Origin of the sequence: Gymnodinialimonas phycosphaerae, assembly GCF_019195455.1 — a bacterium.
GTDB lineage: Bacteria > Pseudomonadota > Alphaproteobacteria > Rhodobacterales > Rhodobacteraceae > Gymnodinialimonas > Gymnodinialimonas phycosphaerae.
The window spans coordinates 801877-816090 of sequence record NZ_JAIMBW010000001.1 but is presented as its reverse complement, the minus strand read 5'-3'; the positions used below and the strand labels follow the sequence as shown (position 1 = coordinate 816090).

Below are 14214 nucleotides of genomic sequence, written 5' to 3'. Positions count from 1 at the left end.
TAGGAGGTTTTCATGACCTTTGGCACCTTTCAGAAATCAACGCTTGGCGTGGCCGGTGTCACAGCACTTGGGATTGGCCTCGCGATCCTTGCCGCACCCCATGCGTTCTATGCCAGCTATGGCATCACGCTTGGCGCGGACGTGAACTTGCTGAGCGAGCTTCGCGCCCCTGCCGCGGGGCTTGCAGTCCTTGGTGCCCTCATGCTGATGGGCATCTGGCGCGAGGCTTGGCGCGATGTGTCGATCGTCGCGGCTTTCACCGTGTTCCTTGCTTTTCCGGCCGGTCGGGTGGTGGGGCTTATCGTCGATGGCATCCCCTCGGGCAGCGTGCTTGCCGCCTTGGGACTTGAACTTGCGATAGCGGCCCTTTGCCTTGCCGCGTTTGGTCGCCGTAGTCAGACCGGCAAGCAGCACGCCGCCGGACCCGCATAGGTCCCGTCAAACGCGGCGGGATCATTCGCCCTTCCCGCCGTGCCACCCTTTCAAAGGAGAGGCTCCCATGTCCCCTATCATCTTCATTTTCCTGCAACTCGCCATCATCGCCTATGCGCTGGTCAGCGGCGTCTTCCTCGCGTTTTCCGATTTCATCATGCGGTCGCTGGCCCAAACCGGCGGCGCTGGTGGCGTGGATGCGATGCAGGTCATCAACCGCGAGGTGTTCCGCTGGGTCTTCATGGCCCTCTTCATCGGGTTGGCCCCTGTGTCGCTTCTGATCGCGGCCTATGGTGGGATCTATATCGGCAACGGGCCGGGCAACGTCATCATGCTTGCGGGCGTGATAGATCTTATCGGCTGTTTTGGGGTCACGGTCGGCTTCAACGTGCCGATGAACGAAACACTGGCAGGCATGGACGTGACCGCAGACACAACCCGCGACTATTGGACCGGAACGTATCTGCCGCGTTGGACCTTCTGGAACACCGTGCGCACCTTCGCCAGTGGCCTGTCATCCGCCCTTTTGCTGTTTGGGTTGTTGTGGGCGACACAAACGCAAGCACAAGCAGTTTGACGCTACGTGCACCTGCTTCGTCTGGGCGTGAATAGCTGACTGGATATCCTTCTACCCAATCAGCATTGAAAACGGACGCATTGCCCCTTGATGCCCGCCACTTGCTGTCCGCCAAGTTGGAAAGACGCCGATTGCGCCCCGGCGTCCGGTGAGTCTCAACTTCGGCCGAGGTAAGACCCTCGGCCGAAGCAGCTTATGGCATTACAGGCAATCGAGCAGCGTTGTCGCCATGTTGCGCATCAGTTGCGGATAGAGATCCGGGCCCGGTGCAAGCTCGGACCCGAGCGGGTCGATCACCCCGGTATTTGCGTCGGTGCCATCAAGAACCACCTCGACGATGCCCGGATTGAACTGCGGCTCCGCCAGGACGCAATCCACACCTTCCGCCTGAATACGCCCCTGAATATCGGCGATCCGCGCGGGGCTGGGGTCAGAGGCATCGCTCAACGAGATCGAGCCCGAGGCAGGGAAGTCGAAATCGACCTCGAAATACTGGTAGGCATCGTGAAAGACGATGAAACTGCCGCCGCGAGCCGGGTCAAGTGTCGCGTTGATCTCGGCGGCCAGCCTCTCCATCTCCGCGCGGGCGGCGGCGGCGTTGGCAAAGTAGCTGCCCGCATTGTCGGGGTCAGCGGCAGAAAGCTGCGCCGCAATCAGGTTGAGCCAAGCATCGGCATTCTCGATGGAAAGCCAAGCATGGGGGTCATGGGCCCCATGCTCGTGTTCTTCGTGGTCGTGTTCTTCATGGTCATGCTCATCAGCATGTTCATCAGCATGCTCTTCATGGTCATGCACTTCGTGATCATGCTCGTCCGCATGCTCATCATGTTCCTCATGATCGTCGTCACCATGACCATGCCTTTCGAACAGTGCCCCTTCCCGCGACTCGATCAGCACGGTCGCGTCGGCCTCCAGCAGCGTTGTGACCACGGCGTCATCGGACAGGGTCGCGATGGCATCCTCCAACCAGGGTGACAAATCCGCCCCCATCCAGAAGACCAGGTTCGCCTCTTGCAGGGCCGCAGCCTCCGACGGGCGCAAGCTGTATTGGTGCGGCGAGGCGCCCTGCTGCACGATCAGGTCCGGCGTTCCGACATCCCCCATGACGCGCGCCACCAGCGAATGGATCGGCGCGATATCGACGGCAACGCTCGGCACATCCGCCAGGGCCGTGCCGCCCATCAGCGTCGCCATGGCGGACAAGGAAAGAAGCTTTCTAGACATTGGATCCCTCATGTGATCTTATAACATTAACGGCGGTATAAGCGTTATGGAATAACATGACAAGTGACTCACCCACCCAACACGCGGCACATGACGCCGCACTCGGGTTTCGACACCACGACCACGCTGCCTGTGTGGCAGAGGCCCTTGCCTCGGCAGAGGCGCGCTGTGCGTCCGAGGGCCTGCGGCTGACCCCGGTGCGGCGCAAGGTGTTGGAGCTGTTGTTGCAGGAACACCGCGCCTTGGGGGCCTATGCGATCCTTGATCTGCTGCGCGCAGCCGGGTTCGGGTCACAGCCCCCCGTGGCCTATCGGGCGCTGGATTTTCTTGTCGAAAACGGGTTTGTCCATAAGGTCGAGCGCCTTAACGCCTTTGTCGCCTGTGCCCATCCGGGTCAGGTCCACGCCCCTGCCTTCATGATCTGCCGTATGTGCGACGCGGTCGCAGAGGCGCAGTCCGCCCCCGCCAAGGGCGCACTTGGCGCGGCGGCGCGCGCCGCCGGTTTCCAGATCGAACGAACGGTCGTGGAGGCCGAGGGGATCTGCCCGGCCTGTGCCGAAAAGGCCTGCGCATGAGCCTGATCAACGTCGACAACCTGAGCGTCCGCTATGGCGCCAACACGGTGTTGCGCCATGTCTCGCTGGCGGTGGAGCCCGGCGAGATCGTCACCATCGTCGGCCCCAACGGGTCCGGCAAGACGAGCCTTCTCAAAGCCATCATCGGGGCGACGCCCCCCGCCGAGGGGCGCGTCACACGGAAACCGGGCTTGCGGATCGGCTATGTGCCGCAGCGCTTGCACATCGATGCGACACTTCCGATCACCGTTGAACGTTTCCTGCGCCTTAACGGCGAAGTGACCCGTCAAGACTGTGTCGCGGCACTCGCGACTGCGGGGGTGCCGGATTTGCTGAAGCGGCAGATGTCGCAGCTTTCTGGGGGCCAGTTCCAAAGGGTGCTGCTTGCCGGAGCCCTCGTCAATCGGCCCGACATCCTGCTGCTGGATGAGGCCACGCAGGGGCTGGACCAACCCGGATCAGCCGCCTTCTATCGCCAGATCGAAGACGTGCGGCGCGACACCGGCTGCGCTGTGCTGATGATCAGCCACGAACTCCACGTGGTGATGAGCGCATCGGACCGGGTGATCTGCCTCAACGGCCATGTGTGCTGCGCCGGAACGCCGGATGTGGTGGCCTCGGCGCCGGAATATCGCGCGCTGTTCGGCACCGGGACTGGGGGGGCGCTGGCCCTTTACCGCCATGACCATGATCATGACCACGCAGATGGGCCCCATGAGGGTCACGATCATCCGAACACGCACGAGGCCGCCGAATAATGCTTGATGATTTCTTGACGCGCGCCACCCTTGCCGGGGTTGGCGTGGCCGTTGCGGCGGCCCCCCTTGGATGTTTCGTGGTCTGGCGACGCATGGCCTATTTTGGCGACGCCACGGCCCATGCCGCCATTCTGGGTGTGGCGCTGGCGCTGGCCCTTCAGATGTCGATCTTTGTGGGGACGGTCGCGGTTGCGCTGATCATGGCGCTGACTGTCACGGTGTTGACGGGGCGTGGCTACGCGATGGACACGCTTCTGGGCGTTCTGGCCCATTCCGCGCTGGCCTTCGGGTTGGTCGCTGTCTCGTTCCTGTCGGGCATCCGCATCGACCTGATGGCGTATCTCTTTGGTGATATCCTGGCTGTTTCTCGCACGGATCTGCTTGTCATCTGGGGCGGCGCGGCGCTTGTCGTGGGGCTGATCGCGTGGCGCTGGTCGCCGCTGCTGACCGCGACCTTGTCCGAGGAACTGGCCTATGCCGGTGGCATCGATCCCAAGCGCGAGCAGTTGATCCTGACCCTTGCCCTTGCCATCACCGTGGCCGTCGCCATCAAGGTTGTCGGCGTGCTGCTGATCGCGGCGATGCTGATCATTCCCGCAGCCGCCGCCCGCAGCCTGGCCCGCACGCCCGAGGCCATGGCCCTGATCGCCGCGACGATCGGGGCGCTTTCCGCCGCGGCGGGCCTGCGCGCGGCCTACCTTTTCGACACTCCTGCAGGACCCTCCATCGTCTGCGTGGCAGCGGTGCTGTTCGCGGGGTTGAGCGCCTTGGGCTGGCGCAGCCGACGCGGCGCCTGAGCGCCCGACTTCGCCTTGCGATCTATCCCGCTATCAGACCGGGGGCGCGGCTATTGGCAAGATCTGCCGACGGCCTCCATAGCCCTTCTTCAAACCACGCTTGGACGCATCACCCCTCCTCTCGCGACAGCGCGAGATCCGTTCAAGGCAGCATCATGCCGCGGATCATGTAGAAGAACATCGCGGCAAGCGTCGCCGCGATGGGAACCGTGATGATCCACGCCGCCGCGATGCGCAGCAGCAGGTTGCGCTTTACCAGCTCCACACGGTGCACGCGGCGCAGCCCGCGTCGCTCCTGCTTTCCCAACACACGATCCGCCGAAGTTTGCGCCTTCATGTCGCGCAGCAATTCGCCCTTGGTGGCAACATCCGCCGCCTCGAATTCCTGCAACAATTCCTCGACGGCTGCGGGGTCAGTGTCGGCATGGTGGCTTCGGATATCATGCAGCATGCGCGCGTAGCTTGACTTGATGTATTCCCGCAGGAAACCGACGCCAAAGACACCGCCGACAGCGATGTGTGTAGAGCTGACAGGCAGCCCCAGTTGCGATGCGATGATCACGGTAATCGCGGAGGCCATGGCGATGCAAAAGGCGCGCATCTTGTCGAGTTCAGTAATCTCACTGCCAACCGTCCGGATCAGCTTGGGGCCATAAAGCGCCAGCCCCAGCGCGATCCCGATGGCCCCCACAGCCATGACCCATATGGGAATTCCGGCCTCCGCCGAGATGCCGCCTTCGGAAATCGCCTCGTTGATCCCGGCAAGCGGACCGACCGCATTGGCCACGTCGTTTGCGCCATGTGCAAAGCTCAACAGGGCCGCCGCGCAGATCAGGGGAACCGTAAAAAGGTCATTGATGCTGGCCTTGTGGTTTTCCATCTGCGCGGTTTTGCGTTTGATGTGGGGCCGCATGATCACATAGACTGCAGCGGCCACGGCGATCCCGATCAGGATTGCCACGGGGAACGGGACGGCAACGATCTTCTTGACGCCCTTGAGCATCAGATATGTCGCGAAGGCCCAGGCCATGATAGCCACCAGCACCGGCACCATGCGATTGGCCGCCGCCAGAACGTCGCGTTTGTAGGTGATGGTGCGCTTGATGATGTAAAGGAACCCCGCAGCGATCAGCCCCCCCAAGAGCGGAGAGATCACCCAGCTTGCCGCGATCTGGCCCACGACGGACCAATCCGCGATACCCCAGCCTGTCGCGGCGTTACCCCCGCCCAGGACCCCGCCGACAATCGAATGGGTGGTGGACACCGGCGCGCCGACGACCGTCGCAAAGTTCAGCCACACGGCGGCCGCCAGCAGCGCCGCGATCATCAGCCAGATGAAGGTATCGCGGTCCGCGACCAGATCGGGATCGATGATCCCACTCTTGATCGTGCCCACGACGTCCCCGCCCGCGATCAATGCGCCGCCGGCCTCGAAAAAGGCCGCGATCAGGATGGCGCCCGTCAACGTGATGGCCTGCGAGCCCACCGCAGGCCCGACATTATTGGCCACATCGTTGGCGCCGATGTTCATCGCCATGTAGCCACCGATCATCGCGGCAGCGACCATCAGGATGCCGTCTGTCCCCCCATCGGTCCGCACGATGGTAAAGAGCATGATTCCGACGATGAAGATCAGCGCCGTTCCAAAGCGGAACAACTCGTCACGGTTTCGCTGTACGGCATATTCTATGTTTTCAGTTCGCAACACAGTGCGGTCCCCCCTTTTCTGCGCGTTTGGCAGGGTTATCATCACAGGCGGCAGGGGGCGCAGAATGCGCTATGTCAATGTGTCGTCTTTCGCGCCTCGATATGTTTCCCGGATGCAACGCATCGAAGGGACGCGCCCGATGACCAGCAACAGGTGCAAGGAGCAACGACTTGCATGTGTCCAATGCGGGCCCGTGCCTGCGGCTGGGGCGCCCTTGTGAAGCGCTATACCCTGCCCGTCGCGATCACAGCGCTTCTGCTGGCCTTCTGGTTCAGCCCCGACGCCCAGGAAATCGCAGCGGGCGTCGCCATATTCCTGTTCGGCATGCTGATGCTGGAAGACGGCTTCAAACTCTTCGGCGGCGGAGCGCTTGAGCGGCTGCTGGAGCGGGCGACACGCTCCACCCCCCGTGCGATTTCGTTCGGGATCCTCTCGACCTCGCTGTTGCAGTCCAGCTCGCTCGTTTCGATCGTCACCATATCGTTTCTGAGCGCTGGATTGATCTCCCTCGTCGGCGGCGTCGGCATTATCTTTGGCGCGAACATCGGAACGACAACGGGCGCATGGCTGGTCGCGGGGCTTGGCCTGAAGGTCGATATCGCGGCCTACGCGATGCCGATGATCGCCATCAGCATCGTTCTGGTCTTCCAGAAAGCCAAGCTGTTGCGGGGCATTGGCTATGCATTGGGGGGGCTGGGGTTCCTGTTCCTGGGCATCCATTACATGAAGGAAGGCTTCGACGCCTTCCAGGACCAGATCGACCTGACACGGTTTGCACTGTCTGGCCTGTTGGGATTGGTCATCTATTCCCTGATCGGGACCACCGCTACCGTTGTGATGCAATCCAGCCATGCGACGATGGTCTTGATCCTTACGGCGCTGGCCGCGCGACAAATCAGCTACGAAAATGCGCTGGCGTTGGCGATCGGGGCCAACATTGGCACGACCGTTACGGCGATCATCGGCTCGCTTGGGGCAAACTTCCAGGGCAAGCGTCTGGCGCTGGCCCATCTGATCTTCAACATGACCACGGCGATGGTCGCCCTCGCCTTCATTGCACCGCTGCGCGACATGGTGGACAAGATCAGTGACCTGGTGGGGATCGGCGTGGCCGATTACGCGTTGCGGCTTGCCGTCTTCCACACGGTCTTCAACGTGCTTGGCGTGGCCCTCATGCTGCCGTTCCTGACCCGGCTGATCGCCTTTCTGGAGCGCCGGATGCCGGAACCCATCCCGGACGTCAGCCGCCCGCGCTACCTCAACGAGGCCATCGATGAATTCCCGCAAACCCTTGAAAGCGCCCTGCGAAAAGAGGTTTTTCACCTCTATGAAAACGCAGCCGAGCTGATCCTGCACGGTCTGAACCTCCATCGCGATGCCGTCTTCGCCACAAGCGATGTCGCCGCCTTGGTCCGCAGCAGCAGGCGTCCGCTCGAACTCGATCTCAACGAAGCTTATGAGCGCCGCGTGAAAACGCTCTACTCCGGGATCGTGGAATTCGCCTCGCGCGCCGGTGACGCGCGGGTCGACCCCGACATCGCGCAGCGGATCTACGCCTTGCGTGACGTCGCCAGCAATATCGTGCAGGCGGTGAAATCGGTAAAGCATCTGCGCAGGAACATGCTGCGCTATACGGTGCGCCCCCAAGGCGCCCCGACTGAGCTTTATGACGATTTGCGCACGCAAATTGCGCGGATCGCCGTGGAAATCAGGAAGCTCAGCCTGGCCGATCCGCAAGACCGCAGCACCCTCTGGTTTGACCTGGAACGGGCCCGGATCGAAGAGGACGCGCGATCGACCGCACAGCGTGTCGATGCCCTGATCCGCAAACGGGAGCTAAGCGCTGTTGCCGCCACGTCGTTCATGAACGACGCCGCCTATGCCTATGGGGCCATGCGAGAATTGATCGAAGCGGCCCGACGGTATTATGTGGAACGCGACAGTTCGGTGGCGGAAGTCGAACAGATCCTGTCGCTCGACGAAGAGGAACTCAAAGAGGCGATGACCAGCACCGGCGCCACACCCGCGCCGAAAGATCCGGTCACACGCCTGTCATGAAACGCCTTCAGGGTTCCCCCCGAGGTCAAGATTGGAGTGCCGACGATGGGACTGAAAAAGCTTGCCGCCAAAGTGGTCGACTATAACGAGCGGCTTGAAGACGGAAAGGCCAGCAAGATCAAGCCACACCATGTGGAGGAGGTCCTGCAAAAGCTCCGCGCCAAGTCGGCGGAGTTGGAGGCCGAGATCGCCTCGGCGTCCTCGGCCGACAAGAAGGCCCGGCTGGAGGGCAAGTTGCAGGTCGCGCGCACCCATATCGACCGCGCGCAATGGCTGCTGAACGAGTTGGAATAGCCATGAGTGCGACAGGCCCCATCAGCCCGAGGGGAAGATGCCAAGGCGCAGGGTCACGATCTCACAGGGGCTCAGGTGCAGCGTCGCCGCGCCGTCGATGATTTCGACAGGCTCTCCCCCATCCTCCAGCAACCCGACACGCTCAAGCTTGGTGACACGATCATTCAACGCGATGCGGACCGGCCCCCGCGTGTTATGCGCCTCGAATAGCCGCGCGATCACGCCCGCACCGTCCTCGGCAGGTTTGATCGTCTCGATGACGGCCCGCGGGCTGTCACAGCTTATTAGCGGCCCGCCACGCGCCGCGCCTGTAGATTTGAACACCCGTGGCGGATAGTTCAACGCATAGGCCTCGGCGCGCACGTCAAGGCGGGTGTCCCCAAGATGTGGCAGCAGCGCATAGGTAAAACGATGCTCGCCCTGATCCGCCACCCGGTCCGGCATGGTCGCCGATTTGATGAGCGACAGCCGCAAGACATTGCCGCGCACGTCATAGCCGTATTTGCAATCGTTCAGCAGGGCGACCCCGTAGTCGCCCTCGCTCAGGTCGGCCCACTTTTGCGCGGGCACTTCGAACTGCGCGGCATCCCAGCTTGTGTTGCGGTGTGTCGGGCGGTCGATCTGTCCCCACTGGATGTCGAAGGTCGCCCGGCTGGCGCGGATATTGACCGGGAAGGCGGCTTTCAACAGCAGGTGCGTTTCGTGCCAATCGACCCAGGTGTCGAAATCGATCCGCGCCGACGCCCGGCCAAGACTGATTCGCTGCACGATGCGGGATTTGCGGAAGGCCCGCTCGATCTGGACCGTGGCGCGCAGGGGGCCATCCTCCACGATCTCGATGCGGGTCAACCCGCCGACGAGTTCCCCACGATCCTCGAAGAAGATATCGATGTCCCAAGCGTCCCAGCTGACTGGGCGATCTTCGAACAATTCCAAACGGTTGCCCAGTGTCCCTGGGGCAAGAACCGCCCGGTCCGCACGCTTGTCGTGGATGTCGGTGATCATCCCCTGCGCGCCAATCACGATGCGTAGGCTGGCATTTTCAAGTACGACCTCGTCGCCGCGCGGACGTGCCGTCACCGCGTTTTCTACCGACGCCGGGCCATCGGCAGCGGTCAGCCCCCGCGCCGACAAAGGGGCACCTGGGGGCAGTTCCACCAGCGCGCCGCCTTTGACGGGCTGCATCGGCAAGGCCCCGCCCGCCTCTGCCACGGGACCACTGCCCTCGGGCAACTCGATAAGGCGCGGACCGGGCAGCTGCGCCCCGTCAAGCACCAGCCAGTCGGTGCCCTTGGGCCCCAGCGCCGCCGCTGCCCGGCCGAGTGCTGCTTCTGCCTCGGATACGATGAAGGCGAAGTCGCCGCGCGCGTCGTCGAACACCTCGGTGATCGAGGTGCCGGTCAGGATGTCGTGGAACTGCGTCATGCACAGGCGCTGCCAGACGGCGGTCAGGTCATCGGGCGTCTGCCCCTCGACCATCGCCAATGCCATCGCCAATTCGGTGTCGTGCAACAGCACCTCTGCCTTGCGGTTGGCGCGTTTGATCCAGCCCTGGCTGGTCAACACGCCCCGGTGTCCCTCCAGGTAAAACTCTCCCCGCCAGACCGGCAGATCGGGGGCCTTGGCCTCCAGCGTCTCGAAATATTCGCGGACGGTCGCCATGCGCACGTCGGGCACGCCGGGCATGTTTCCCCAGGCCTCTGCCTTGCGAATGAGGTCATCGGTCGGCCCGCCACCGCCGTCGCCATAGCCGTAGCAGATCAACAGATCCTGCACCCGGTCCTTGACGGTGTTGCGGGTCCAGGTGCCCAAAACCTCTCCGGCTGTCAGGTCGGACTTGTAGTTGGTGGGGAACGGCAGGTGCTGCACCTCGCGCGGGGTAGTCAGGAATTGTGCCATCACCCGAGAGCCGTCCAGCCCCTCCCACCAGGTCGTGGAGGCCGGCATCTGGTTGTACTGGTTCCAGTTGACCTTGTTGGTCACGAACCACTTCAGCCCCGCCTGCACCATCAGTTGCGGCAGGCAGGCCGGGAAGCCGAACGTATCGGGCAGCCACAGCACCGGCGTCTCGGCGCCCGCGCCGAAGGTCTCGTCGCAATAGCGCCGGGCCAGCATGATCTGGCGCACCAGCGCCTCCGGCCCCGGCATGTTGGCGTCGGGCTCGACCCACATACCGCCAAGGATCTCCCACCGCCCCTCGGCGACGCGGGCCTTGATGCCGTCAAAGATCTTCGGATGATCCTCTGCGGTCCACTGGTAGAGCTGCGGCTGCGAGTGAGAGAACGCGAACCCCTCGTGACGTTCCATCAGACGCAGGACGTTGGAATAGGTGCGTGCGTTCTTCTGGCGGATCTGCGCCACGGGCCAAAGGTAGGCCACGTCCATGTGCGCGTGACCGGCTGCGAACAGGCGCACGTCCTGCTTGGGCCCGGCCTTTTCGACCCCCTCGCGCAGCCGGGCCATCGCGGGCCCGACCGAGCGTCTGAAATCCGCATCCATCGGGTCGCGTGTGTCCAGCGCCAGAAAGGCCGCATCCAGCGCCGACAATAGCCCGTGCCGCTCGGTGCGGTTGTCGTCCAGCGCCCGGCACAGGTCCAGCGCCACCCCCGCAAGCACCGTGAAGTCCTGCAATTCGCGGTCGATGTCGACCACGCTGCATTCCTTCAGGAACAATTGCGAGCGGTCCGCCGGATCCGGCGGCCAGCCCGTCAGCCCGGTCCAGCCGTGCAGCAGAAGATCATGGGGCAGGCCATCCACGAACCTCTCGGGCACCTCGATCGTGTGGTGATAGCGGTCGGCCGACGCAATCGCCTGCCCATCAATGTGCAGCAACGCCTCGGGGTGGGTGAAGATATCGCCCGCCACGCCCAAGGGCAGATGCAGCGCCGGGTTCTTCCAGCCCTTCGGCACGACAAACCGGGAGCGTAGGACGAAATGCAGATCCTGTCCGCCCCAATAGCTGTCCCATTCCAACAGCGGCCCCGTGGCATCGCAGGCATGCAGCCTGACATCGGGCCGCGCCACGGCATCGTGCAGCAGTTCCAACCGGAACCGATCGATCGGCGTGCGTGCCAGCGCCAACTTCGGGGCGATCAGGCCCAACCTCTGCGCGACCTTTTCGGCCGTCAGGCGCAAACGATGTGACATGCTCTACCCTTGCCCCAATTCGAACCCCGGGATCGACCCGCGATAGACCGTTTCGGGCGTCCCGCCGATCCGCCCCAGCGCGTCCAACGCGGTGCGCGCATCCTCCGCGCTGCCCCAATCGCGGTCCATGTCGGGCCAGGGGATAGAGGCGATCAGAAGCCGTGTGTAGGCGTGCTGTGGATCACCGATCACCGCCTTGGGCGGCCCGGCCTCCACCACATGACCCTTGTAGAGGACCATCACGTAGTCGCTGACATGATACGCCGTCGCCAGGTCATGGGTGATGTAGATGACCGAGATGCCGTGCTTTTCCTTGAGGTCGTGGATATTGGCCAGGATTGTGGCTCGCAGGCTGGCGTCCACCATGCTGACCGGCTCATCCGCGATCAGCAGGCGGGGCGACAGCATCAGGGCACGGGCCACGATCAGCCGCTGCCGCTGCCCGCCGGACAACTGGTGGGGATAGCGCCCCAGCACCAGGCCGGGGTCGAGGCCGACCGAGGTGCAGGCCTCTTCCATCGCGGCCTGAACATCGCCCTTCATCCCGAAATTCTCATACGGAAACCTGAGCGCGTGATCGACCCGGTAGAACGGGTTGAAGCACGCATAGGGGTCCTGGAACACCGCCTGCACCTGCTTGCGAAACGCCAGCTTGGCGCTTGCATTCATCGCGTTCACGTCCTGCCCCTTGAACCGCACATGGCCCTCGCTAGGGCCGGTAAATCCCAGCATCAGGCTTCCCATGGTCGACTTGCCCGACCCCGATTGCCCGACGATGGAGATGATCTTGGGCGCCGCCCCGTCCAGCCGAAAAGACATCGGATGCAGCGCCGTTACCCGGCCATAGCGCTTGGCGACGCCGTCAAGTTCCAGCAGCGCCTCGGATTCCTGTGCCACCTCGGGCACCGCATCGTGGGTGTTGAGGAAACTGGCCCCCCCAACCAGCGGCACACTGGAGATCAGCTCTTTCGTGTAGGGATGCTTCGGGGCTTCCAGCACCTGCCGCACCGCCCCGTATTCCACCAACTCGCCTTTGCGCAGCACCGCAAGTTCATCGACCGATTGTGCCATCAATCCCATGTCATGCCCGATCAGGATCAACCCCGCACCAATCCGCCCCTGCACCTCTCGCAGGGTTTGCATCACGTGGCGCTGGGTGATGACGTCAAGCGCGCTTGTCGGCTCATCGGCAATGATCAGGTCCGGGTTCAGGGCCACGCCGATGGCGATGCACACGCGCTGTTTCATGCCGCCGCTCAACTCGTGGGGATAGAGGCGCGCGACAATCGCCGGGTCCAGCCCCACCCCCTCCAGCACCGCGTCCGAGCGTTTCTTCAACTCAGACGCCGTCAACGCGCCCTCATGGGCCACGATCCCGTCCCAGATCTGGTTCTCGACCCGCATCACGGGGTTGAGCGAGTTCATCGCGCCCTGCGGGATATAGCTGATCTTCGACAGGCGCACCTGCCGCATCTCCTCATCGCTCAGGGCCAGCACGTCCAGCTGATCCAGCGAGTGCAGCAGGATCTCGCCCTTGGCCACGACACCCGGTGCGGCCAGCATCCGCATCGCCGCCAGAGCCGTCGTGGTCTTGCCCGAGCCGCTCTCGCCGATGAAGCCGATCCGGCGCCCCTTCTCCACACTCAAGGAGACGTCGGTGACGGCATGGACGACCCCCTTGGTGGTGGGGAAATCGATGTGCAGGTTGCGGATATCGAGGATGGTCATCTAAAGCCTCCGCAACCGGGGATTGGACACTTCATCAAGGCCAAGGTTCACCAGCAACAACCCGATGAACATCACCGCCAGAAGGATCGTCGGGAAGCCCCACCACCACCACATGTTCTGGATCAGCGCGCCCGAGTTGATCGCGTCATAGATCACCCGGCCCAGTGTCGGCACCCGCTGCGGCCCAAGGCCCAACACCTCCAGGCCCACCGCCGTCACGATGGAAGTGGTGACATTGGCGATGAACGACCCGAACAGATAGGGCACCAGGTTGGGCAGCATCTCGCGGAACATGATGTGGAAGGTCGAAGCGCCGGACAATCGCGCCATCTGCACGTATCCCGCCTCACGCATCGACAACACTTGCGCCCGGATCAGGCGCGTGGGCGATTGCCAGACGAACCCCGCGATCAGCAGCGCCATGAGGGTCAGGGAGATGTCCCCGAACGCGGCCTGCACCACCACAAGGATCAGAAGCGGCGGGATCGTGATCATCACGTCTGAACCCACGCGGATCACGTCATCGGTGCGGCCGCCCAGAAAACCCGCCGAAAACCCCAGGAAGATCCCCAGCGACATGCCGATCAGCGAGGCCAACACGCCCACGTAAAGCGAGTTTGGCGCGCCCACGATCAGCAGCGCCAGAATATCCTTGCCCGACACGTCGGTGCCCAACGGATGCGCCAGCGTGCCGACCTGTCCCCGGATGTTCTCGATCCCCACCGGGCCTTGCCTCGGCATCCCCGCCCCGGTGAAAACCAGGTCCATATCCCAGAACACCCGCCCCAGAAGGCCAAGGGCGATAATGCCCAGCAACAGCCCCAGCCCCCAGATCAACTTGGGGTTCAGCCAGGGATTGTCGAAGCGACGCATGCGACGCTTCTGGCGGCGGGTCATTGCAACATCGCTCATGCCC

General features: G+C 63.3%; 12 protein-coding genes. 7 read left to right on the top strand and 5 right to left on the bottom strand.

Annotation, left to right across the window (positions count from 1 at the left end):
* Positions 1 to 12: 12 nt before the first annotated feature.
* Both KUL25_RS04040 and KUL25_RS04035 read left to right on the top strand, forming a co-directional pair.
* Positions 13 to 432 (top strand): DUF4345 domain-containing protein, encoded by a 420-nt coding sequence (locus KUL25_RS04040; protein ID WP_257891760.1) that lies wholly within the window; start codon positions 13 to 15, stop codon positions 430 to 432.
* A 67-nt stretch (positions 433 to 499) separates the two neighbouring features.
* Positions 500 to 1009: an anthrone oxygenase family protein gene (locus KUL25_RS04035; protein WP_257891759.1), complete on the top strand. Its 510-nt coding sequence runs from the start codon at positions 500 to 502 to the stop codon at positions 1007 to 1009.
* Positions 1010 to 1210: 201 nt separating this feature from the next.
* On the opposite strand, the gene KUL25_RS04030 is transcribed toward KUL25_RS04035, so the two are convergent.
* Positions 1211 to 2233, bottom strand: coding sequence for a zinc ABC transporter substrate-binding protein (locus tag KUL25_RS04030; RefSeq protein WP_257891758.1), 1023 nt, complete (start codon positions 2231 to 2233; stop codon positions 1211 to 1213).
* A gap of 56 nt (positions 2234 to 2289) precedes the next feature.
* Here KUL25_RS04030 and KUL25_RS04025 point away from each other — a divergent pair, with 56 nt between their 5' ends.
* From KUL25_RS04025 to KUL25_RS04015, 3 genes are read left to right on the top strand one after another with little or no spacing between them, the layout of a single operon-like run.
* Complete coding sequence (locus tag KUL25_RS04025) at positions 2290 to 2808, top strand: transcriptional repressor (protein ID WP_257891757.1); 519 nt, start codon at positions 2290 to 2292, stop codon at positions 2806 to 2808.
* Positions 2805 to 3566 (top strand): metal ABC transporter ATP-binding protein, encoded by a 762-nt coding sequence (locus KUL25_RS04020; RefSeq protein WP_257891756.1) that lies wholly within the window; start codon positions 2805 to 2807, stop codon positions 3564 to 3566. Before KUL25_RS04025 ends, KUL25_RS04020 begins: the two co-directional genes overlap by 4 nt.
* Positions 3566 to 4363 (top strand): metal ABC transporter permease, encoded by a 798-nt coding sequence (locus KUL25_RS04015; protein ID WP_257891755.1) that lies wholly within the window; start codon positions 3566 to 3568, stop codon positions 4361 to 4363. Before KUL25_RS04020 ends, KUL25_RS04015 begins: the two co-directional genes overlap by 1 nt.
* Before the next feature lie 142 nt (positions 4364 to 4505).
* On the opposite strand, the gene KUL25_RS04010 is transcribed toward KUL25_RS04015, so the two are convergent.
* Positions 4506 to 6113, bottom strand: coding sequence for an inorganic phosphate transporter (locus tag KUL25_RS04010; RefSeq protein ID WP_257891754.1), 1608 nt, complete (start codon positions 6111 to 6113; stop codon positions 4506 to 4508).
* Between the two features lie 174 nt (positions 6114 to 6287).
* On the opposite strand from KUL25_RS04010, the gene KUL25_RS04005 reads away from it, so the two are divergent.
* Positions 6288 to 8129 (top strand): Na/Pi cotransporter family protein, encoded by a 1842-nt coding sequence (locus KUL25_RS04005; RefSeq protein WP_257891753.1) that lies wholly within the window; start codon positions 6288 to 6290, stop codon positions 8127 to 8129.
* A 45-nt stretch (positions 8130 to 8174) separates the two neighbouring features.
* Complete coding sequence (locus KUL25_RS04000; protein WP_257891752.1) at positions 8175 to 8423, top strand: hypothetical protein; 249 nt, start codon at positions 8175 to 8177, stop codon at positions 8421 to 8423.
* 21 nt (positions 8424 to 8444) lie between these two features.
* Here KUL25_RS04000 and KUL25_RS03995 read toward each other — a convergent pair whose 3' ends face one another.
* From KUL25_RS03995 to KUL25_RS03985, 3 genes are read right to left on the bottom strand one after another with little or no spacing between them, the layout of a single operon-like run.
* Entirely contained in the window at positions 8445 to 11570 is a 3126-nt protein-coding gene (locus KUL25_RS03995) for an alpha-mannosidase (RefSeq protein ID WP_257891751.1), read from the bottom strand.
* Between the two features lie 3 nt (positions 11571 to 11573).
* Complete coding sequence (locus KUL25_RS03990; RefSeq protein WP_257891750.1) at positions 11574 to 13298, bottom strand: ABC transporter ATP-binding protein; 1725 nt, start codon at positions 13296 to 13298, stop codon at positions 11574 to 11576.
* Positions 13299 to 14210 carry an ABC transporter permease gene (locus KUL25_RS03985; protein WP_257891749.1) on the bottom strand — a complete coding sequence of 304 codons (912 nt, stop codon included), beginning with the start codon at positions 14208 to 14210 and terminating at the stop codon, positions 13299 to 13301.
* Positions 14211 to 14214: the final 4 nt, after the last annotated feature.